This is a genomic window from Paraburkholderia jirisanensis (assembly GCF_054782355.1).
Genome location: NZ_BAAGSQ010000029.1, coordinates 94784 through 115479 on the forward strand (window position 1 = coordinate 94784; position 20696 = coordinate 115479).

General features: G+C 62.0%; 18 protein-coding genes. 14 read left to right on the top strand and 4 right to left on the bottom strand.

Translation table 11 applies throughout. From position 1 onward, the window contains the following. Nucleotides 1–279: 279 nt before the first annotated feature. Together ACYVNQ_RS26170 and ACYVNQ_RS26175 are read left to right on the top strand one after the other, a co-directional pair. Complete coding sequence (locus ACYVNQ_RS26170) at nt 280–672, top strand: ribonuclease (protein ID WP_460906292.1); 393 nt, start codon at nt 280–282, stop codon at nt 670–672. A gap of 16 nt (nt 673–688) precedes the next feature. Next, nucleotides 689–1249, top strand: coding sequence for a barstar family protein (locus ACYVNQ_RS26175; protein WP_460906294.1), 561 nt, complete (start codon nt 689–691; stop codon nt 1247–1249). 152 nt (nt 1250–1401) lie between these two features. Here the strand turns inward: ACYVNQ_RS26175 and ACYVNQ_RS26180 are convergent, their stop codons facing one another. The 3 genes from ACYVNQ_RS26180 to speE form a co-directional block, all read right to left on the bottom strand. Further along, entirely contained in the window at nt 1402–2142 is a 741-nt protein-coding gene (locus ACYVNQ_RS26180; protein ID WP_460906296.1) for a 16S rRNA (uracil(1498)-N(3))-methyltransferase, read from the bottom strand. A 19-nt stretch (nt 2143–2161) separates the two neighbouring features. Further along, a complete protein-coding gene (locus tag ACYVNQ_RS26185) occupies nt 2162–2575 on the bottom strand; it encodes a VOC family protein (protein WP_460906298.1) in 414 nt (137 codons plus the stop codon). Between the two features lie 295 nt (nt 2576–2870). Continuing rightward, complete coding sequence (speE, locus tag ACYVNQ_RS26190; RefSeq protein ID WP_460906300.1) at nt 2871–3740, bottom strand: polyamine aminopropyltransferase; 870 nt, start codon at nt 3738–3740, stop codon at nt 2871–2873. Nucleotides 3741–4010: 270 nt separating this feature from the next. Here speE and tkt point away from each other — a divergent pair, with 270 nt between their 5' ends. Both tkt and gap read left to right on the top strand, forming a co-directional pair. Next, entirely contained in the window at nt 4011–6041 is a 2031-nt protein-coding gene (gene tkt, locus ACYVNQ_RS26195; RefSeq protein ID WP_460906302.1) for a transketolase, read from the top strand. A 110-nt stretch (nt 6042–6151) separates the two neighbouring features. Then, entirely contained in the window at nt 6152–7162 is a 1011-nt protein-coding gene (gene gap / locus ACYVNQ_RS26200) for a type I glyceraldehyde-3-phosphate dehydrogenase (RefSeq protein ID WP_460906304.1), read from the top strand. A gap of 138 nt (nt 7163–7300) precedes the next feature. On the opposite strand, the gene fur is transcribed toward gap, so the two are convergent. Next, nucleotides 7301–7729 carry a ferric iron uptake transcriptional regulator gene (gene fur / locus ACYVNQ_RS26205; RefSeq protein ID WP_460906306.1) on the bottom strand — a complete coding sequence of 143 codons (429 nt, stop codon included), beginning with the start codon at nt 7727–7729 and terminating at the stop codon, nt 7301–7303. A 160-nt stretch (nt 7730–7889) separates the two neighbouring features. Here fur and ACYVNQ_RS26210 point away from each other — a divergent pair, with 160 nt between their 5' ends. From ACYVNQ_RS26210 to ACYVNQ_RS26255, 10 genes are all read left to right on the top strand, one after another. Beyond that, entirely contained in the window at nt 7890–8729 is an 840-nt protein-coding gene (locus tag ACYVNQ_RS26210) for an outer membrane protein assembly factor BamE (RefSeq protein ID WP_460906308.1), read from the top strand. 292 nt (nt 8730–9021) lie between these two features. Further along, nucleotides 9022–9819, top strand: a complete 798-nt coding sequence (dapB, locus tag ACYVNQ_RS26215; RefSeq protein ID WP_460906310.1) for a 4-hydroxy-tetrahydrodipicolinate reductase — start codon at nt 9022–9024, stop codon at nt 9817–9819. Between the two features lie 21 nt (nt 9820–9840). Beyond that, nucleotides 9841–10524 (top strand): MotA/TolQ/ExbB proton channel family protein, encoded by a 684-nt coding sequence (locus ACYVNQ_RS26220; RefSeq protein ID WP_460906311.1) that lies wholly within the window; start codon nt 9841–9843, stop codon nt 10522–10524. Nucleotides 10525–10548: 24 nt separating this feature from the next. Further along, on the top strand, nt 10549–11019 hold the full coding sequence (locus tag ACYVNQ_RS26225; protein WP_460906313.1) for an ExbD/TolR family protein: 471 nt from the start codon (nt 10549–10551) through the stop codon (nt 11017–11019). A 137-nt stretch (nt 11020–11156) separates the two neighbouring features. Further along, the gene (gene leuS, locus ACYVNQ_RS26230) at nt 11157–13751 is read left to right on the top strand and encodes a leucine--tRNA ligase (protein ID WP_460906315.1); all 2595 of its coding nucleotides are present in this window, start codon (nt 11157–11159) and stop codon (nt 13749–13751) included. Nucleotides 13752–13858: 107 nt separating this feature from the next. Further along, nucleotides 13859–14410, top strand: coding sequence for an LPS-assembly lipoprotein LptE (locus ACYVNQ_RS26235; protein WP_460906317.1), 552 nt, complete (start codon nt 13859–13861; stop codon nt 14408–14410). Nucleotides 14411–14477: 67 nt separating this feature from the next. After that, on the top strand, nt 14478–15638 hold the full coding sequence (gene holA / locus ACYVNQ_RS26240; RefSeq protein WP_460906319.1) for a DNA polymerase III subunit delta: 1161 nt from the start codon (nt 14478–14480) through the stop codon (nt 15636–15638). A gap of 253 nt (nt 15639–15891) precedes the next feature. After that, entirely contained in the window at nt 15892–17163 is a 1272-nt protein-coding gene (locus ACYVNQ_RS26245; RefSeq protein WP_460906321.1) for a glutamate-5-semialdehyde dehydrogenase, read from the top strand. A 34-nt stretch (nt 17164–17197) separates the two neighbouring features. After that, complete coding sequence (locus ACYVNQ_RS26250; RefSeq protein ID WP_460906323.1) at nt 17198–17614, top strand: CopD family protein; 417 nt, start codon at nt 17198–17200, stop codon at nt 17612–17614. A 548-nt stretch (nt 17615–18162) separates the two neighbouring features. Continuing rightward, nucleotides 18163–20696: ESPR-type extended signal peptide-containing protein (locus ACYVNQ_RS26255; protein WP_460906325.1), on the top strand; the 2534-nt coding region annotated here is incomplete at its 3' end.

Consider the following 20696-nt stretch of genomic DNA (forward strand, 5'->3'; position numbering starts at 1 on the left):
CTGGCACTCCGTTTTGCAGAACGCCGGGGACAAGGAGGCATGAGGTTTTGCCCCGCATCTCGCCTTGGGCTAATTTTATCTTGATCAAGCTAAATCTATCTGTAAAGAGTTGTCAAATGACAAACCGCGCGGAAGCCGCGCGTTGCACGCAACTTGCAGCGTAAATCGTCGCTAAACCTTTCATTTCCCGCACGAACGTTGCTTCTGGGGTCCATTAGCGATACCCTTACGACTTTCATGGTCGTCAAACTCGTGATCTAACAGCGGGAACCCTGATTCATGGCACGCAGGTGGCTTCGCAACGGCGTGCTGATCGCCGTCCTGTCGGTCGGCGCTCTGTGCAGCGGTTTGGCTCCTGAGGCATTCGGCCGCGAGTTCGTGCAGCCGGGCACCGTCGCGGTGGCGCAGTTGCCGCCGCAGGCGGTCAAGACATTGAACTTGATCGCGGCCGGCGGGCCTTACCCGTATGAAAAGGATGGCGTCGTGTTCGGCAACCGCGAGCGGTTGCTGCCTTCGCGCCAGCGCGGCTACTACCACGAATACACTGTTCCCACGCCGCGTGCCCGCAATCGGGGGGCGCGCCGCATCGTTTGCGGCGGTCCGTTGAGGCAAACCGACAACTGTTACTACAGCGACGATCACTACGCCAGTTTTAATCGCATCATTGAATGACATCGGGACATACGGCATGAGCGACAACATCTACGCGCACGACCGCAAAGTCGCGAGAGATCTCTTTGCGGCCGGCGACGGCAATCTGTTCCAGCGCGTCATGCAGATGCGCGATGCCGGACAAGACCGCCCTACCGAGAACGAAGCCAGCATGCCGCCTTCATCGAACGAGGGATCCATGGATCTTTTCGCGACCGTACGACCGAACATCGTGCAGTCGATTCGCGCGTTCCGCGTACAGGATCTCGCCGACGAAGCGAGCAAGCTCAACCAGCATTTCCTGTATGCGTTCTGCGCGAATGCGCAGAGCAAACAGGAAGTGATGGAAACCATCGCGACGTCGTTCCTGTTTCCGAAGCACTTCGGCAAAAATTACGACGCGCTATACGACTGTCTGACCGATCTCGTGCATAAGGCCGGCGCGCAGCCGGGCTTCGTGATCGTGCTCGAGGCGCTGCCGGTGGCGCAGAAGTTCGACAAGGAAGGGCGCGAGACGCTGCTCGACGTGTTCCGCGAGGCGGCCGAGTTCTGGGCCGAGCGCAAGGTGACGTTCCGGGTTTTTTACTCGTTTGCGTGAAACGCGCCGGTTGCGCCAGGTTCTGCGTGAACCTGAGCGGTTGAGTGGTTGAACCGCCCGGTTGTGTCTTGATCAAGATAAAGCCTGCTGTGCACCGGCAGGCTTTATCTTTTTGAGGCGAAGTGGTGCGCGTAGGCCGCTTCCGCTACGGCTTACCAGCCGCCCCAGCGAGCTGCCAGCGCGGCCAGTACCGCGATGCCGGCCGTCTCGGTACGCAATACGCGCGGGCCGAGGCCGACGGCGGTGAAGCCGTGACTCGTCGCGGCCGCTTCCTCGGCAGCCGAAAAACCGCCTTCCGGGCCGATCAGCACCAGCGCGCGCAGCTTCGGCGGCTCGGTGGTCAGCGCGGCGAACGGCACGCTCGCGCGCGGCGACAACAGCAGCCGCAACTCGCCGTCTTCGGGTGTCTTCGGCATCGTGCCGAGCCATGTCGCGAGTTCGCGGGTCGGCAGCACTTCCGGCAGCCGGTTGCGTCCGCATTGCTCGCACGCCGACTGCACGATCCGTTGCCAGTGCACCTGGCGCCGTTGCGCGCGCTCGCCGGACAGGCGCACGACGCTGCGCGTGGTGGTCAGCGGCGCAAACGCGGACGCGCCGAGTTCGACCGCCTTCTCGATCAACCAGTCCATCTTGTCGCTGCCGGCGATGCCTTGGGCGAGCGTCAGCTGATACGGCGGCTCGGCTTCCGCGTCGCGGAAATCGTCGATACGCACCGTCGAGCCGCGTCGCTCCATATCGACGACTTCAGCGCTGAATTCGCCGCCATTGCCGTTGAACAGCGTGATGGTGTCGCCGGGTTGCAGACGCAGTACCTGAACGTGCCGGTTCACGTCATCGGGCAGTTGAATCACGTCGCCGCACGCGAGCGGCGTGCCGACGAAAAAGCGGGGCATAAGCGAAGTTCTCATCGAATCATGACAGGTGGCGCGCGAGCGCCCAACGATAGCCGTCCGGGTCCTCGATCTGCGCAAAGCGGTCGCCCCAGAACTGATCCTGTGGCTCGCTCAGCGATTTCGCGCCCGCGGCGATCGCGCGAGCATAGACCGCGTCGACATCGTCGACATACAGATAAAAAGATTGCGGCGCGAGGGCATTCGCGCTTTTCGGCGTTCTGGCCGTCGAGCCGAACGCGCCTTCCGGCGCGAACATCACGATCAGCTGGTCTTGATACGTCATCTCGACGTGCATCAGTGCGCCGTCTTCATGCATGCTGTCGCGCACGCGAAAACCGAACGCGGTTTCGTAGAATCCGATCGACGTGCGCGCGTTGCGCACCGTCAGATAAGGGGTCAACCACGGCACTCCGGCGGGGCGTGGGGAAGTCATGGTGCTCTCCTGAACCTTGGGTGTGTCGTCGTTGCTGTTGTCGTCATGCGCGGCCGGAAGTGCTGCGGTGCCCGATGCGGCGGCGCTCCACGCACCGGTTCCCGGTGCATCGGCATCCAGTGGATCGGTGCCCAGTGCGTCGGCACACCGCGCATCGGCTCCCGATGCGACAACGCCTCGTGCATCGGCACCCCGTGCATCGGTGCCCGATACGATAACGCCTCGCGCATCAGCGCCCCGCGCGTGAGCGTGCCGCGGCTCGGCGAAGCGCGCAGCGGGGCATTGTGCATGACTGTCACGGCAACGGATTTAAGAATCGGCCTAGTTTATCGCGCACCGCGTACGGTGCGGCAAACAGCGCAGCGTGCAGCGACGCATCGTAGAAGCGCAGCGCCTGCAGGCCGCGTTGCGCGGTGCGCTCAGCGAGCTCGACCTGCGCGATGGCGGCCGCATCCAGTGTGTCGCTCGCGACGGCCATCAGCCACAACGACCCATAGAGCGGCACGTATGCGGCGAGCGGCCGGACAATCACGAACGATTGCCGCAGATCGCCCAGCAACGCAGCGATGCGCTCCGCGTGAAAAAACGGCGAGCCCAGATGCAGCGAGATCGCCGATTGCGGCGCCAGCAGGCGCTTCAGACGCGCGTAAAACGCAGGCGTGTACAGCCCCGCGGCGGGCGAATCCGGCGGCGTCAGGTCGAACACGACAAGATCGAATGTAGCTTGCGCACGCTCGACATACTGCGCAGCATCGCCGATCACCAGCTCCACGCGCGGATCGTCGAACGCACCGCCATGTACCTGCGGCAAATGATCGCGCGTCAGGCGCACCACCTCGGCATCCAGTTCCGCGACCACAATGCGCTCAATCGACCGGTGCGCCAGCAACTGGCGCGCCGCGCCGCCGTCGCCGCCGCCCAGCACCAGCGCCGCACGCGGCGCCGGATGCGCGAGCGCGGCAGGGTGCGTCATGCATTCGTGATAGATGAATTCATCGCCCGTCGATGTCATCGGCCGGCCGTCGAGCGTGAACAGGCACCCGAGTTGCTCGGTGTCCCAGACTTCGATGCGCTGAAACGGCGAATCGACGTGCGCGATGCGACGCGCGTTCGGAAAACCGTAAACGACATCGGGCGTGGGGGCGAAAAGAAGCGAAGCGCTCACGGCTGGGCGGCGCGCAGGTCATGCGCATCAAGTGGCGAATGAGCGGATTATAGAGGCCGTGCTTTGGCTGGAAGCCGCTTGCTGGCAAGGGATTACGCTGATCCTCTGTTAGAATATTCCGCTTTCTAGCCTCGTCCGATTGCCTGGCTGTTCTGTTTTCTGTCCAGATTCGCAATTCTGGGCGCTGCACTGCGCCGAGGCTGACTGGCGGCCAAGCTTCCGGATCGCTCGCCCGCTCCTCGTTTTTTGGACTCGTTCCCGGAACTCGACATGACGACCTCCTCTCCCGCTCCTACCTCCCTGATGGCCAACGCAATCCGTGCGCTAGCCATGGACGCCGTTCAGAAAGCCAACTCGGGTCACCCCGGCATGCCGATGGGCATGGCCGAGATCGGTGTCGCGCTGTGGTCGCGCCATCTGCGCCACAACCCGACCAATCCGCTGTGGTCCGATCGCGACCGCTTCGTGCTGTCGAACGGGCACGGCTCGATGCTGCTGTACTCGCTGCTGCATCTGACCGGCTACGACCTGCCGTTGGAAGAGCTGAAGAATTTCCGTCAACTGCATTCGAAGACGCCGGGCCACCCGGAGTATGGGATCACCGCGGGCGTGGAAACGACCACCGGCCCGCTCGGCCAGGGCCTGTCGAATTCGGTCGGCATGGCGCTTGCGGAAGCGCTGCTCGCGGAAGAATTCAACAAGCCGGACGCGAAGATCGTCGATCACCACACGTACGTGTTCGTCGGCGACGGTTGCCTGATGGAAGGCATCTCGCATGAAGCCTGTTCGTTTGCCGGCACGCTGAAGCTGAACAAGCTGATCGCGTTCTACGACGACAACGGCATTTCGATCGACGGCGAAGTGGTCAACTGGTTCCACGACGACACGCCCAAGCGCTTCGAAGCCTATGGCTGGAACGTGATCCGCGCCGTGAAGGGCGACGACGTCGACGCAGTCGACGCCGCGATCAAGCAAGCCAAACAATCCGACAAGCCCACGCTGATCTGCTGCAAGACGATCATCGGTGAAGGTTCGCCGCACAAGGCGGGTTCGCACGATGCGCACGGCTCGCCGCTCGGCCCGGACGAAATCAAGGCAACCCGCGACGCGATCGGCTGGCACTACGAGCCGTTCGTGATTCCGCCGGAAGTCTACGCGGCCTGGGATGCGAAGGAATCGGGCGCGAAGACAGAAGGCGAGTGGAACCAGCGCTTTGCCGACTACAAGGCGAAGTATCCGAAGGAAGCGGCCGAATTCGAGCGCCGCATGGCGAAAAAGCTGCCCGACGACTGGGCGCAGAAAGCCCAGGCGATTATCGCCGGCGCGAACGAGCGCAAGGAAACCATCGCCACACGCAAGGCTTCGCAGCAAACGCTCGACGGCCTGGCCGCGGCGCTGCCGGAACTGCTCGGCGGCTCTGCTGACCTGACCGGTTCGAACCTCACCAACTGGAAGACGTCGAAGCCGGTGCGCGCACGCAAGGAAGGTTCGAGCGGCATCCAGTGGGGCAACCACATCAACTACGGCGTGCGCGAATTCGGCATGAGCGGCGCGCTGAACGGTCTGGACCTGCACGGCGGTTACAAGGCGTTCGGCGGCACGTTCCTGACCTTCTCCGACTACAGCCGCAACGCGCTGCGCGTCGCCGCGCTGATGAAGGCGCCGACCATTTTCGTGTTCACCCACGATTCGATCGGTCTCGGCGAAGACGGCCCGACGCACCAGTCGGTCGAACATGCTGCGAGTTTGCGTCTGATTCCGCATATGACGGTGTGGCGTCCGGCGGATACAGTCGAAACCGCGGTGGCCTGGACCCAGGCGATCGCGCACAAGGGCCCGTCGTGCCTGATCTTCACGCGCCAGAACCTGCAGTTCTCGGAGCGCACCGACGCGCAGATCGCGAACGTCGCGAAGGGCGGCTACGTGCTGCGCGACTGGAAGGAAGACGTGCCGGCCCGCAAGATCATCCTGATCGCGACCGGCTCGGAAGTCGAACTGGCGATGAAGTCGGTCGACGCACTGGCGGCTGAAGGCATCGCGGCACGCGTCGTGTCGATGCCGTCGACCAACGTGTTCGACCGGCAGGATCAGGCGTATCGCGACAGCGTGCTGCCGGCTGGCGTGCGGCGCGTTGCGATCGAATCGGGCGTGAAGGATTTCTGGCGCAAGTATGTAGGCCTCGAAGGCGACGTGATCGGTATGGACACGTTTGGCGAATCGGCGCCCGCGGGTGTGCTGTTCAAGTATTTCGGCTTTACCGTCGAGAAGGTGGTCGAGACGGTCAAGGCCACGCTGGGCTGACGGTTTTCGCGCCGTAGCCGCCACATGGGCGCCCCACGAGGTGCGCCGCGGCGGCGCGGCGCGGTCTTCAGCCGCAACGTGCAGATTTTTTTAGTCCACAGGAGATAGCAATGACGATTCGCGTCGCAATCAACGGCTATGGCCGGATTGGCCGCAACACGCTGCGCGCGTTCTACGAGAACGGCAAGAAGCATGACCTCGAAATCGTGGCGATCAACGACCTTGGCGATGCCAACACGAACGCGCATCTGACGCAGTACGACACGGCACATGGCCGCTTCCCGGGCGAAGTGTCGGTGGATGGCGAAAACCTCGTCGTCAACGGCGACAAGATCCGCGTGCTGGCGAACCGCAATCCGGCCGAACTGCCGTGGGGCGATCTCGGCGTGGACGTGGTGATGGAATGCACCGGCTTTTTCACGACCAAGGAAAAGGCCAGCGCGCACCTGAAGGGCGGCGCGAAGAAGGTGATCATCTCGGCGCCGGGCGGCAAGGACGTCGACGCGACGATCGTCTACGGCGTGAATCATCACACGCTGAAGGCCGAACACACGGTGATCTCGAACGCTTCGTGCACGACGAACTGTCTCGCGCCGCTGGTGAAGCCGCTGAGCGACAAGATCGGCATCGAAAACGGCCTGATGACGACGATCCACTCGTACACGAACGATCAGGTGCTGACCGACGTGTATCACGAAGATCTGCGTCGCGCGCGTTCGGCTACGCACAGCCAGATTCCGACCAAGACCGGCGCGGCTTCGGCAATCGGCCTCGTGCTGCCGGAACTGAACGGTAAGCTGGACGGCTACGCGATTCGCGTGCCGACCATCAACGTGTCGATCGTCGACCTGTCGTTCATCGCCAAGCGCGATACGACGGTCGAGGAAGTGAACGCGATCATGAAGGAAGCAGCGGAAGGCTCGCTGAAGGGCATCCTTGGCTACAACGTTGCGCCGCTGGTGTCGATCGACTTCAACCACAACCCGGCTTCGTCGACCTTCGATGCGACGCTGACGAAGGCGTCGGGCCGTCTGGTGAAGGTGTCGAGCTGGTACGACAACGAGTGGGGCTTCTCGAATCGCATGCTGGATACGGCGGTGGCGTTCGCGAACGCGAAGTAATTAAAGCGCAGCGCGCGGTGTAACGAGAAATACTCGCATCTGCGACTGCAACAAAAAACCCGTCTGACGTTTTGCGTCAGACGGGTTTTTTTACGATCTGCGCTGCGACGCCTGCCGAAGCGTCACAAACTTAGCGACTCAATGCTTGCGATGCGGGCAGTTTTCCTTGGTGCAGGCGCCGTACAGCGCGAGCGCGTGTTCCTGAAGCTTGAAGCCACGCTGCTTGGCGATCGCCTGCTGGCGATTTTCGATTTCGGGGTCGAAAAATTCCTCGACGATGCCGCAATCGATGCACACGAGGTGATCGTGGTGAGTCCCTTCGTTCAGCTCAAAAACGGCTTTACCCGATTCGAAGTTGCTGCGCGTGAGGAGGCCCGCCTGTTCGAACTGCGTCAGCACGCGGTACACGGTTGCAAGGCCGATATCGAGTTCTTCATGCAGCAGGTTGCGGTAGACGTCTTCGGCGGTCAGGTGGCGTACCGCACTATGTTGAAAGATCTCCAGAATCTTGAGGCGCGGTAGGGTCGCCTTGAGCCCGATATTCTTCAGATCGGCTGGATTGGTCATGGCAAGGGATCCCTAGAGTACAATGCAGGGTTCTCATAGTAATGTGATTTGCCGATTCGGTCATCTTCGACGCGAACTGCGCGGTCAAGTGGCGGCTCACGGAGCCCGCACGGTGAGGGAAATGATTCCAAAATCTGTATTGTTCTACCGGGGGAGCCGCATGCGGGGTACCTTGCTGGCCGCGGCAGCGGTTGCACTGGTTGCAGGATGTTCTACCTACGATAACGTTACGCAGCGCATCGCGCAAAGCATTACGCCCTATCGCATTACTGTCGTGCAAGGCAACTTCGTATCGAAGGAAGCGGCGGCGCAGATGCAGGTCGGCATGTCGCGCGCGCAGGTTCGCCAACTGCTTGGCACACCGCTGTTGTCCGACATGTTCCACGCGGATCGCTGGGACTACCTGTTCTATTTCAAGCGCGGGTCGACGTCGATTGTTCAGCAGCGCGATTTCATCGTGTTGTTTCAGAACGATCGCGTGTCCAGCTGGTCGGGTGGCGAAGATCTGCCGTCGAATCTGGAACTGCTGGCGGATATCGACGGCGACCGCTTAGGCAAGAAGAAGGCGGCTGCGTTGCTGTCGGCTAGCGGTGCAAGCGCGCCGTCGGGTGCTTCGGGCGCGGCTGCAGCTTCTGGCGTGGCGGCCGCTGCGCCGGCGCTGCCTACCGTGCCGGATGCCGCGTTGACGCCTTCGTCCGATGCGTCGCAGGCCGGCAATCTGCCGCCAGAAGATCCGAACGCGCAGGCTGCGCAGGCGGCCAACCGGCTGACGAATGCGGTGCAGGCGCCCGCGCCGGGCGCGACGCCGTCGGTGCGCGCGAATACGCCGCAGTCGAATGGTGGGGTGCCGCAGAACGCGACGGCGCCAGGCCAGCCGCAATTCCAGTTCCATCGCCCGCCGCCGCCGCAGATCCAGGGGCCGGATAGCAATCCGGTCGGCCCGACGGGTCCGCAAAGCAGTAGCCCGCAGGCGCCGGTGCAGACGCAGCCAGCGTCGTGATCGATGCAGGGAACGGCTGACGCGCTGCGTTGTCCGTTCCTGAGGTGCGCTACGGTGCGTATGTCGTAGGGTGCAGGCCGCGTTCATGCTGCCGCACCTTGCGTGCCGCGGTCGCTTCGCGCCGCGCGCGTTTCATTCGTGAAGTCGTGCGTCGAGTTTCGCGCGCCGCGCGGTCCGTGCGTTCTTTCTATGCGTCATACGCATTAGCTAGCTTGCGGCGTTGTTTGCCGTGCCGCGTCGCGCGGCGAGAATTACGTCTTCCTTTGCCACGTCGTTCGTTGTCGAGTCAGCCATGAAAATTGCCATTGCCGGCGCATCGGGCCGGATGGGCCGCATGCTCATCGAAACCGTTCTGAACCAACCCGACATGACGCTTTCGGGCGCGCTTGATCGCGCGGACACGCCGCAGCTTGGGCAGGACGCCGGTGCGTTTCTCGGCAAGCAGACTGGCGTCGTGCTGTCGGACGATATCGACGCGGTGCTGGCCCAATCCGAGTATCTGATCGATTTCACGCGGCCTGCGGGCACGATGGTTCACCTCGACGCCGCGCAGCGCCACGGCGTGAAGCTGGTGGTCGGCACGACCGGTTTCGACGAAGCGCAGAAGGCGAGCATGCGTGCCGCCGCCGACAAGATCGGCATCGTGTTCTCCGCGAATATGAGCGTCGGCGTGAATGTCACATTGAAGCTGCTCGATCTGGCGGCGCGCCACTTCGACCAGGGCTACGACATCGAGATCGTCGAGGCGCATCACCGTCATAAGGTCGATGCGCCGTCGGGCACCGCGTTGATGATGGGCGAGGTGGTTGCCAATGCGCTCGGCCGCAAGCTCGAAGATTGCGCGGTGTACGGTCGCGAAGGCGTGACCGGCGAGCGCGATCCTTCGACGATCGGCTTTGCCGCGATTCGCGGCGGCGATATTGTCGGCGATCATACGGTGCTGTTTGCGGGGATCGGTGAGCGTATCGAGATCACGCATAAGTCGGCGAGCCGGTTGTCGTATGCGCAAGGCGCGCTGCGCGCGGTACGCTTTCTCGAAGGCCATGCGAAGGGCCTTTACGATATGCAGGACGTGCTCGGCTTGCGTTAAGTCGTTCAACAGCGAGGTCCGATGGCAAGCACCGGCATCATCCATTACCTGCAAACCAGTGACGCGATCACGCACGGCGTCGCCTATGTGTTGGCGGCGATGTCGATTGCGAGCTGGTGCTTCCTGATCGTCAAAAGCTGGATGCTTGGGCGCGCAAAGCGTCAGGGGCCGCGTGCGCTGGCCCTGTTCTGGCAGGCGTCGACGCTCTCGGATGGCGTGACCGCGTTGCGCCGCGTCGACCGCGAGCGCGTGTTCGCGCCGCTCGCCGAAGCCGCGCTGCAGGTTACGCAAGCGGAGCCACCGGGCGCGCTGCTGGCGCGCGTCGAACGCAGCGAACGCGTGCTGCGTGCGTTGCGCAACGCGCTCAGCAAGTCGCAGCGGCGGCTGGAGTTCGGCCAGGTGCTGCTGGCTTCGGTGGGCAGCACGGCGCCGTTCGTCGGGCTGCTTGGTACCGTATGGGGCATCTATCACGCGCTGGGCAGCATCGCGGCGAGTGGTCAGGCGATGATCGAGAATGTCGCCGGGCCAGTCGGCGAAGCGCTGATCATGACTGCCTTCGGCCTGGTCGTCGCGATTCCGGCGGTGCTTGCGTATAACGTGCTTGGGCGAATGGTGCGGCATCTGTCGGAGGAACTCGACGGCTTTGCGCATGATCTGCACGCGTATGTGTGTGCGCCGGGCGAGCAGCCTAAAACCCCCGCCTGACTACGACCCGCAACGGAGCATCCCATGGCATTCGGCGGACTCGACAAGCACAAGACGGCTGCGCCGATGGCGGACATCAACATGACGCCGCTGATCGACGTGATGCTGGTGCTGCTGGTGATTTTCATCATCACCGCGCCGCTGTTCACGCATGCGATCCGGCTGGATTTGCCGCGTGTGGCAGCGCAAGAATCGCGCGAGACCGCGCAGACCGTCACGCTGTCGATCGACGCAGCCGGCAAGCTATATTGGAACGACAAGCCGATCACGCTCGACGAGATGCGCACGCGCTTCACCGAAGCGGGCAAGCAGCAAGACCAGCCGGAGATCCACCTGCGTGCGGAGCGCTCGACGCGTTATGAGGTGATTGCGCAGGTGATGGGCGCGGCACAACAGGCGGGGCTCGAGCGAATCGGCTTCGTGACGGAGCCGCCGAAGGGCGCCAATACCGGCGCCGCGCAACCGCAACCCCAGCCGGCAGCTACACATCCCTAGCGCAACGGCTGGGGCACACCCTCCACCGAACGGTATAATCTGCGCTTTCCCCTGAAAAGGGGGAAACGACGAATTTTCATCAGGCCGGACAGCACCGGCCGGTGCCTTCAGCACCGAACCCGCGATCCCATCACACCATGCACGAAAAATACGTTCCCTCCGACGTCGAATCCGCCGCCCAGGCGCAATGGCGCGCCAGCGACGCGTACAGGACGACGGAAACCGCCGGCAAGCCGAAGTTCTATTGCGTGTCGATGCTGCCGTACCCGTCGGGCAAGCTGCACATGGGGCACGTGCGCAACTACACGATCAACGACGTGATGTACCGCTATCTGCGGATGAACGGCTACAACACGCTGATGCCGATGGGCTGGGACGCGTTCGGCATGCCTGCCGAGAACGCCGCGATGGCCAACAACGTGCCGCCGGCGAAGTGGACGTACGACAACATCGCGTACATGAAGAAGCAGATGCAGTCGATGGGCCTCGCGATCGACTGGTCGCGCGAAGTCACCACCTGCAAGCCGGATTACTACCGCTGGAACCAGTGGCTGTTCCTGAAGATGCTCGAGAAGGGCATTGCGTACAAGAAAACCGGCACCGTGAACTGGGACCCGGTCGACCAGACCGTGCTCGCCAACGAGCAGGTGATCGACGGTCGCGGCTGGCGCTCGGGCGCGGTGATCGAGAAGCGCGAAATCCCGATGTACTACATGCGCATCACGCAGTACGCGGATGAACTGCTGAACGATCTCGAAGGTCTCGGCTGGCCCGAGCGCGTGAAGGTGATGCAGCAGAACTGGATCGGCAAGAGCTTCGGCGTGAACTTCGGCTTTCCGTACGAACTCGACGGCGAGCAGAAGCTGCTGCGCGTGTTCACCACGCGTGCCGACACGATCATGGGCGTCACGTTCTGCGCGGTCGCCGCCGAGCATCCGCTTGCCACGCACCTCGCGCAGGGCCGGCCGGAGCTGCAGGCATTCATCGACGAATGCAAGCATGGCGGCGTCGCTGAAGCCGACATGGCGACGATGGAAAAGAAGGGGATGGCGACGGGTTTCTACGTCACGCATCCGCTCACGAAGCAGCAAGTCGAAGTGTGGATCGGCAACTATGTGCTGATGAGCTACGGCGAAGGCGCGGTGATGGGCGTGCCGGCGCATGACGAGCGCGATTTCGCGTTCGCAAAGAAATACAGCTTGCCGATCACTCAGGTGGTGACGGCCGAAGGCCAGACGTATTCGACCGACGCATGGCAGGAGTGGTACGGCGACAAGGAAAGCGCTGTTTGCGTGAACAGCGGCAAGTACGACGGCATGAAGTACGCGGAAGCGGTCGATGCGATCGCCGCCGATCTGAAGGCGCTCGGCTTCGGCGACAAGCAGATCACCTATCGCCTGCGCGATTGGGGCATCTCGCGCCAGCGCTACTGGGGCACGCCGATTCCGATCATCCACTGCCCTTCGTGCGGTGACGTGCCGGTGCCGGAAGCAGATTTGCCGGTGGTGTTGCCGGAAGACCTCGTGCCGGACGGCACGGGCAATCCGCTCGCGAAGTCCGAAGCGTTCGTGAACTGCACGTGCCCGAAATGCGGCGCGGCCGCAAAGCGCGAAACCGACACGATGGATACGTTCGTCGATTCGTCGTGGTACTTCTACCGCTACGCTGCGCCTGACGCGAAGTCGATGGTCGACGAGCGCACCGATTACTGGATGCCGATGGATCAATACATCGGCGGCATCGAGCACGCGATTCTTCACCTGTTGTATTCGCGTTTCTGGGCGAAGGTGTCGCGCGACCTCGGCATCATCAAGTTTGGCGAACCGGCTAAGAATCTGCTCACGCAAGGGATGGTGCTGAACGAAACCTTCTACCGCGAAAGCGAAGCGGGCAAGAAGACCTGGTACAACCCGGCCGACGTCACCGTCACGCACGACGACAAGGGGCGTCCGGTCGGCGCGACGCTGAATGGCGATGGCCAGCCGGTGGTGCTGGGCGGCGTCGAGAAGATGTCGAAGTCGAAGAACAACGGTGTCGACCCGCAGGTGCTGATCGATCAGCACGGCGCGGATACGGCGCGTCTGTTCACGATGTTCGCTGCGCCGCCGGAGCAACAGCTCGAATGGTCGGGCGCGGGCGTCGAAGGCGCGAGCCGTTTCCTGCGCCGCTTGTGGGTGTTTGCGCATGGCAACGCGGCAGCGCTGCATGAACGCGCGCCGTTCGACGCAGCCACGCTTGCCGATACCGACAAGACACTGCGCCGCGAAATCCACAGCGTGCTGAAGCAGGCCGATTTCGACTATCAGCGCCTGCAGTACAACACGGTGGTGTCGGCGGCGATGAAGATGCTCAACGCGATCGAAGGCGCGCGCGATGCGCAACCGGCCGTGCTGCGCGAGACCTATGGCATTCTGTTGCGCGCGCTGTATCCGGTGGTGCCGCACGTCACGTTCCAGTTGTGGCAGGAACTAGGCTACGCGGACGAATTCGGCGCATTGCTCGACGCACCGTGGCCGAAGGTCGACGAAAAGGCGCTCGAGCAGGCCGAAATCGAACTCGTGCTGCAGGTGAACGGCAAGGTGCGCGGCGCGGTGACCGTCGCGAAAGATGCACCGCGCGAAGCGATCGAACAGGCCGCACTGGCACACGAGATGTTCGCGAAGTTCAGCGAAGGCCGGCCGGCGAAGAAGGTGATTGTTGTGCCGGGACGTCTCGTCAACATCGTCGTATGACGGTGTTGCAAAACGAAGGAACTGAAGGAGTGGCTGAGCAGCGGCATGCCGTTAGACAACCCGCCGCCGCTCGCCCAGCAATCGACTGCTGCAAACCGGGAGCCAATGTGACTCGCAGATCGTTTTTGACGCTGACGTTGAGCGCAGCGATGTTGTCCGCGTGCGGCTTCCAGCTGCGCGGCCAGCAGGACTACGCGTTCAAGCGCCTCGCCATCTCCGGAGCCCCGCCGGCATTTTCGGCGCGCCTCACGCGCATTGTGCAGGGCGGCAGCGATACGGTCGTCGTGGATTCGGTCGCGAATGCCGATGCGATCCTGCAGGTGAGCGAGTCGCTGGGTAACAGCGTGCTGACGCTGAACTCGCTCGGTGTAGTTGAGGAATATGCGCTGACTTATGGGGTGAGCTACTCGCTCGTTGGCAAGGATGGCACTGTGCTGATTCCGCCCAGCGCGATCGCGTTGAATCGCGCAATGACCTATAGCGATCAGTTCTCGCAATCGAAGTCTGCCGAAGCGGACATTCTGTACGCGGATATGCGCAGCGATGCGGTCGATCAACTGTGGCGACGGCTGGCGATTGTGAAGTCGCTGCATCCGGCGCCGGGCCAAGGTGTGCCGGCGGTGTCGCCGCGTGCACCGTTGCCGCCACCGCCGCTTTGAGCGCGGTGGTTGCAGTTTGCCGTTTCAGTTTTCAGTCTTACTCACCGCATTTTCGTAACCGTTAGCCATGCAACTGCGACTTGACGCGCTCGAAACGCATCTCGCGAAGGGTCTTGCCGGCCTGTACGTCGTGTACGGCGACGAGCATCTGCTCGCGATGGAAGCGTGCGACCGCATTCGCGCGGCTGCGCGGGCGGCGGGATTCACTGACCGCAATGTGTTCACGGTCGAGCGCGGCTTCGACTGGAGCTCGCTGCTGGGGGCAAGCCAGTCGATGTCGCTGTTCGGCGACAAGCAACTGGTCGAATTGCGGATTCCGACCGGCAAGCCCGGCAAGGAAGGCGCCGAGGCGCTGAAGATACTCGCCGATGCGGTGAATCCCGATACGCTGACTTTGGTGACGCTGCCGCGACTCGATGCAGCGACGCAGAAATCTGGCTGGTTTACGGCGCTGTCGGATGCAGGCGTCGCGTTGAAGATCGATCCGGTCGAGCGCGCGCAATTGGCGAACTGGGTCGGCCAGCGGCTGTCGCAGCAAGGGCAGCGCGTCGCAGCAGGTGAAGAAGGCCGGCGCGCGCTGCAGTTCATCGCGGAGCGGGTGGAAGGAAACCTGCTCGCGGCGCATCAGGAAATTCAGAAGTTGGGGCTGCTGTATCCGGAAGGGGCGCTGTCGTTTGAACAGGTGCAGGATGCGGTGCTGAACGTCGCGCGGTATGACGTGTTCAAGCTCAATGAAGCGATGTTGGCCGGCGATGTCGCGCGGCTGTCGCGAATGCTCGATGGTTTGCGCGGTGAAGGTGAGGCAGCTGTGCTGGTGCTGTGGGCGGTTGTCGAAGAAGTACGTACGCTGCTGCGGATCAAACGAGGCGTTGCGGCGGGCAAGCCGCTCGCGATGCTGGTGCGCGAGAACCGGGTTTGGGGGCCGCGCGAGCGGCTCATCGGGCCGGCGCTGTCGCGCGTGACCGAAGCGGCGCTGGAAAAGGCTCTGGTGCTGGCGGCCAAGCTCGATCGGCAGGTGAAGGGCCTGTCCGGCAGTACGCCGGGCAGGCGACAGAGCGATCCGCCGCCTGATCCGTGGGCCGGCTTGTTCGAACTGGCGATGACCGTTGCTGCGGCGGCGCCTGCGCCCGCTGCGAGGCCTGTGGCACCGGCGGCCGGCGGTATCCCACGAATGCCAGCGGCAGGCGGCCGACCGTCGACCGCGGCGCCTGCGCGGCGACCTTCCTAGGCGGCTGTTCGCGCAAGCCCAGCATGCATGCTGAGGGAGCGACCGCTTCGGCGTTCCTTTTTGCTGATGGCGCGCTTCTTCTTGCGCTGCAAGGCAACATAGGCGGCACGAGTGCAGCACATGCCACACGTGCTTCCCAGCGAGACATCGAGTCGCGGCGCAGACATTTTCGACCCGACTTACAATCCATCCAACATTCGCAAACTGACAGGGTCCGCGCACTACGAATCGGCGCGGACAGACGGGAATCACCATGGATATCGACCAGTACATGACCGACCTCGGCCGCCGCGCGCGTCACGCATCGCGTGCGATGGCGCGGGCGTCGACGGCGGCGAAAAATGCCGCACTCGAAGCAGTTGCGCGCGCGATCGAGCGCGATGCCGCGCTGCTCAAAGAAGCGAACGCACGCGACGTCGCGAAAGCCCGCGACAAAGGCCACGACGCGGCGTTCGTCGACCGGCTGACGCTTTCGGACAAAGCACTGAAGACGATGGTCGAAGGTTTGCGGCAAGTTGCCGCGCTATCAGATCCGATCGGTGAGATCAGCAATCTGAAGTACCGGCCGAGCGGCATTCAGGTTGGGCAGATGCGGGTGCCGTTGGGTGTGATCGGGATCATCTATGAATCGCGGCCAAATGTGACCATCGATGCGGCGGCGCTTTGTCTGAAGTCAGGCAATGCGACGATTTTGCGTGGCGGCTCAGAAGCGCTTGAATGCAATACGGCGCTGGCGAAGCTGATTGGCGAAGGGCTCGATACGGCGGGGTTGCCGCAAGATGCGGTGCAAGTAGTTGCGACGCCGGACCGCGCGGCTGTAGGCAAGCTGATCACGATGACCGAATACGTCGACGTGATCGTACCGCGCGGCGGCAAGAGCCTGATCGCACGCCTGATGGAAGAAGCGCGCGTGCCGATGATCAAGCATCTGGACGGCATCTGCCACGTGTACGTGGACGATCGCGCGGATTTCGCCAAAGCGATGAATGTCTGCGACAACGCGAAGACGCATCGTTACGGCACCTGCAACACGATGGAGACGCTGCTCGTGGCGCGTGGTATCGCAACGGAAGTGTTGCCGAAGCTTGGCAAGTTGTATCGCGAGAAAGAAGTGGAATTGCGTGTCGATGCCGCGGCGCGCGAGGTGCTCGAGGCAGCAGGTGTCGCACCGCTTGTCGATGCGACTGAAGAAGACTGGCGTACCGAATACCTCGCACCTGTGCTGGCGGTGAAAATCGTTGACGGTATCGATGAGGCGATCGAGCACATCAATACATACGGGTCCGCGCATACCGATGCAATTGTCACCGAAGACCACGACCGTGCGATGCGCTTCCTGCGCGAAGTGGATTCGGCGAGCGTGATGGTGAACGCCTCGACGCGGTTTGCCGATGGCTTCGAATTCGGCCTCGGCGCGGAGATCGGTATTTCCAACGACAAACTGCATGCGCGTGGCCCGGTTGGCCTCGAAGGTTTGACGTCGTTGAAATATGTTGTGCTGGGGCATGGCGAAGGTCGCCAATAAAGCGCTGCGTTCGAACGAAGAATAAGGACTATCGATGCTCTGGATCAAAACGTTTCACATCGTATTGATCGCTTCGTGGTTTGCCGGGCTCTTTTATTTGCCGCGGATTTTTGTGAATCTGGCGATGGAGACTGAGCCGGCCGCAGTTGCCCGGTTGCTGCTCATGGCGCGCAAGCTGTTCAGATTCATGACGTTTATTGCGGTGCCGGCGCTGGCTTGCGGGTTGTGGTTGTGGCTCGCGGTTGGTATCGGGCGCGGGCAAGGGTGGATTCACGCGAAGGTTGGCGTGGTGGTGCTGCTGATCATCTATCACGCGTATTGCGGCGTCTTGCTGCGGACCTTCGAGCGCGGGGAAAACCGTCGCTCGCATAAGTGGTATCGGATGTTTAATGAACTGCCGGTGCTGGGGATGTTAGCGGCAGTGGCGTTGGTGGTGATCAAGCCGTTTTAGTTTGATGATGTCCGGGCAGCGGCGTGCGAACGCGCTGCCTTGTTTGGTGCGAGGAGTTTGTTTTCCTTGCGCGTTCTGTTGTACATCTTGTTTTTCAATTCCCATCTTCTTCTGCTGCCGGTCCGTCTGATCGCCGCTGTCTGAAAGACGCTCGGGCGTCTCGTTTTCCCCCCACCTCTCTAGACTATCGACGCAGACGCATCTGGTCTGCGACGTCTCTATTCACATCGCTCTGGCCATGAGCTCTGTTTGCATACCATCGGCTTGCGGCTTGTATCCATCGGAATTCTCCTCATCCTACGTGCGGTTTTAGGCCTGACAGCTATCGATTCGGACTAGTCCGATATGCGCTTAAGACTGCGACAAATAAAGTTCACATCACGGTTGGTGGGCTTGGCGATTTCTCTCTATTCCAAATTTCTCCTATCCCAACTGCCGGCTTCGGCCGATTGACACGCGAAAGCGGAGCACGAGTTCTCGTGTCCCGAGGCCGGTCTGAAGTGTTCATTTTTATTAGTCAAAAGGTGCCGCTAAATCGGCGCCGTGGGATGTTTTTGCGTCTTTTTCGTGTGGTTAATCCTCACACTTTGACGCTTGAAAAATCCCCATATTTTCAGGATTGTGTGATGAATAAGTCTTATCGGTCAGTTTGGAATGAGTCCACCGGTACGTGGGTCGCTGTGCAGGAAAATGCAAGTGGAAAGAAAAAGGGCGGAGCTTCCTCGAAAAGATTAGTCACTACTACGATCGCCGGTGTTTTGGGCGTGAGCCTGTTGGGGCACATGGTGAACGCCGCTGCCGCTGCGAATGGAAACGGTACGATGTGGGTGTGTAACGGGACTTCGGGTAACTTTTTCGGTGCCGCAAAGAGCGTGACTTACGGTAGCACCGACTGTAACAGTAATACCGGTGGTAACGGTAGTGTGACTGCGTTTGGTATGTCCAACAATGGAAACTCGGATGGAACCGGAGGGTTGGCATCCGGTGCCATGACAGCGGGTATTCTGGGTTACAAATCTGGTTCGCTTGCGCTTTATGGTAATGCTGGAATCGCGTTGTACGGTGATGTGATGACATCCGGAAAATCGGCCTTGTACGGCGCTGTGACCATGTACGACACTTTGAGCATGTCCGGTAACAAAGTCACAAATGTGGGTTCAGGTTCAGCTGACAAAGACGCAGTTAACGTCTCGCAGCTGAGAGCAGCGGGTCTGAACGTCGACACGTTGGGCAAAGTGACGAACTCGTTCGTCACCTACGATGATTCGACTAAAGGCACCGTGACGCTCAATGGCGGTACGAACGGCACCAGGATTGCAAACCTGAAAGCAGGCGCGATTAATTCGTCGAGCAATGACGCGGTGAATGGCTCGCAACTCTATGCACTCGCCGCAAGCCAGGCAAATGCCATGGGTGGCGGCTCCGTAGTCAACGCAAACGGCACCATTTCCAAGCCGTCATACACCGTAGGCGGCAACTCGGTCAGTGGCGTCGATGGCGCGGTTAGCGCGCTCGACACGCGCATTACCAATGCCACGTCGGCCGGGGCCGACGGTCTCGCCGAGAAGCTCAAGTACATCAAATTCGGTGAGACCTCAGCGCCCGACGCAAATGCTTCCGGTCTCAATGCAGTCGCCATCGGCGGCCTTTCCCAGGCAATGGGTGACAACGCGCTCGCGATCGGTGCCAACGCTCGCGCCATCGCTTCGAATGCAGTCGCAATCGGCTACGGTTCGTCCACCACGCAAGCCAACACTTTCGCAGTAGGCTCCAGCACGTCCAGGCGCCGCATTGTGAACGTCGCTGACGCAACCGGCGTCAGCGATGCGGTCACGCTTGGCCAGATGAACACGGCCATTGGTGCAGCGATCGTCAGCAACGGCGTGAAAAATAATGGCATGCTCGGCGCTTCGACGATGATGCTCGGCGCGACGCAGTCAAGCAAAACGCCCGATCAACTCATCGTCTCGGGTCCGACCTCGCTGTCGACGCCAACCGACGCCAGTGGCAGAAACGCCATTGCAATCGGCTTGAACTCCCACGCCAACGCAGACAACGCTGTCGCTGCCGGCCAGAACGTCAGCGTGCTCGGCTCGAACGGAGTCGCCGTCGGCCAGAACATCGCAGTAGGCGCGGATTCGGCCGTGGCGATCGGTGTTGCGACCTCGGTCGCATCGGAGAACTCCGTCGCTATCGGTAGCAACGGCACCGAAGTCAACACTGGCGCGGCAAATGCCGTCGCGATTGGTAGCGGCGTGTCGGTCGGCAACCAGAACTCGGTCGGTATCGGCTCGAACATCGTGGTCGGTACGGCGAACAGCGTCGTGCTGGGCGCGAACAGCTCGGACGACAACCGTGCGAATACGGTGTCTGTCGGTTCGTCTGCGGTACCGGGTATGGGCACCAGCCTCGTTCGTCGCCAGATCATCAACGTGGCGGCCGGCACGCAAGACTTCGACGCAGTGAACGTTTCGCAGCTGAAGGGCGTAACGACCGCGCTCGGCGGAGGTGCGGGCGTCAACACGGACGGCTCGGTGAAGAAGCCAAGCTACAACGTGGCCGGTGGTACCTACACGGACGTCGGCTCCGCGTTGGTAGCGGTTGACACCAAGGCTGGCGCAGGCTCGACCGATGCCGTGAAATACGACGCCTCGGCGCATGACAAGGTGACGTTCAACGGCACCAGCGGCACGAAGCTGTCGAACGTGACGGCTGGTACGGCTGACATGGACGCAGTGAACCTGGCGCAACTGAAGGCGGCAGGCCTCAACGTCGACACATCGGGCAACGTGACGAACTCGTTCGTTGCGTACGACGATGCAGCAAAGGGCAAGGTCACGCTGGCAGGCGGCACGAACGGTACGACGATCACGAACGTGAAGGCGGGCGCACTGAGCGCCACCAGCACGGACGCGGTGAACGGTGCGCAACTGTACGCCACGAACCAGAACGTCGCGCAGAACACCGCCGACATCGGCGCGGTGAACACGCAGATTACCAACATCAACGGCGAACTGGCCGATGCGGTGAAGTACGATTCGTCGGCACACGACAAGGTGACGCTGGCCGGTGGTACGAACGG

What these genes read in the sequence shown, in the direction of transcription:
- ACYVNQ_RS26170 (WP_460906292.1), top strand. Translation starts at nt 280, where the DNA reads ATGGCACGCAGGTGGCTTCGCAACGGCGTGCTGATCGCCGTCCTGTCG.
- ACYVNQ_RS26175 (WP_460906294.1), top strand. Translation starts at nt 689, where the DNA reads ATGAGCGACAACATCTACGCGCACGACCGCAAAGTCGCGAGAGATCTC.
- ACYVNQ_RS26180 (WP_460906296.1), bottom strand. Translation starts at nt 2,142, where the DNA reads ATGCCCCGCTTTTTCGTCGGCACGCCGCTCGCGTGCGGCGACGTGATT.
- ACYVNQ_RS26185 (WP_460906298.1), bottom strand. Translation starts at nt 2,575, where the DNA reads ATGACTTCCCCACGCCCCGCCGGAGTGCCGTGGTTGACCCCTTATCTG.
- tkt (WP_460906302.1), top strand. Translation starts at nt 4,011, where the DNA reads ATGACGACCTCCTCTCCCGCTCCTACCTCCCTGATGGCCAACGCAATC.
- gap (WP_460906304.1), top strand. Translation starts at nt 6,152, where the DNA reads ATGACGATTCGCGTCGCAATCAACGGCTATGGCCGGATTGGCCGCAAC.
- fur (WP_460906306.1), bottom strand. Translation starts at nt 7,729, where the DNA reads ATGACCAATCCAGCCGATCTGAAGAATATCGGGCTCAAGGCGACCCTA.
- ACYVNQ_RS26210 (WP_460906308.1), top strand. Translation starts at nt 7,890, where the DNA reads ATGCGGGGTACCTTGCTGGCCGCGGCAGCGGTTGCACTGGTTGCAGGA.
- dapB (WP_460906310.1), top strand. Translation starts at nt 9,022, where the DNA reads ATGAAAATTGCCATTGCCGGCGCATCGGGCCGGATGGGCCGCATGCTC.
- ACYVNQ_RS26220 (WP_460906311.1), top strand. Translation starts at nt 9,841, where the DNA reads ATGGCAAGCACCGGCATCATCCATTACCTGCAAACCAGTGACGCGATC.
- ACYVNQ_RS26225 (WP_460906313.1), top strand. Translation starts at nt 10,549, where the DNA reads ATGGCATTCGGCGGACTCGACAAGCACAAGACGGCTGCGCCGATGGCG.
- leuS (WP_460906315.1), top strand. Translation starts at nt 11,157, where the DNA reads ATGCACGAAAAATACGTTCCCTCCGACGTCGAATCCGCCGCCCAGGCG.
- holA (WP_460906319.1), top strand. Translation starts at nt 14,478, where the DNA reads ATGCAACTGCGACTTGACGCGCTCGAAACGCATCTCGCGAAGGGTCTT.
- ACYVNQ_RS26245 (WP_460906321.1), top strand. Translation starts at nt 15,892, where the DNA reads ATGGATATCGACCAGTACATGACCGACCTCGGCCGCCGCGCGCGTCAC.
- ACYVNQ_RS26250 (WP_460906323.1), top strand. Translation starts at nt 17,198, where the DNA reads ATGCTCTGGATCAAAACGTTTCACATCGTATTGATCGCTTCGTGGTTT.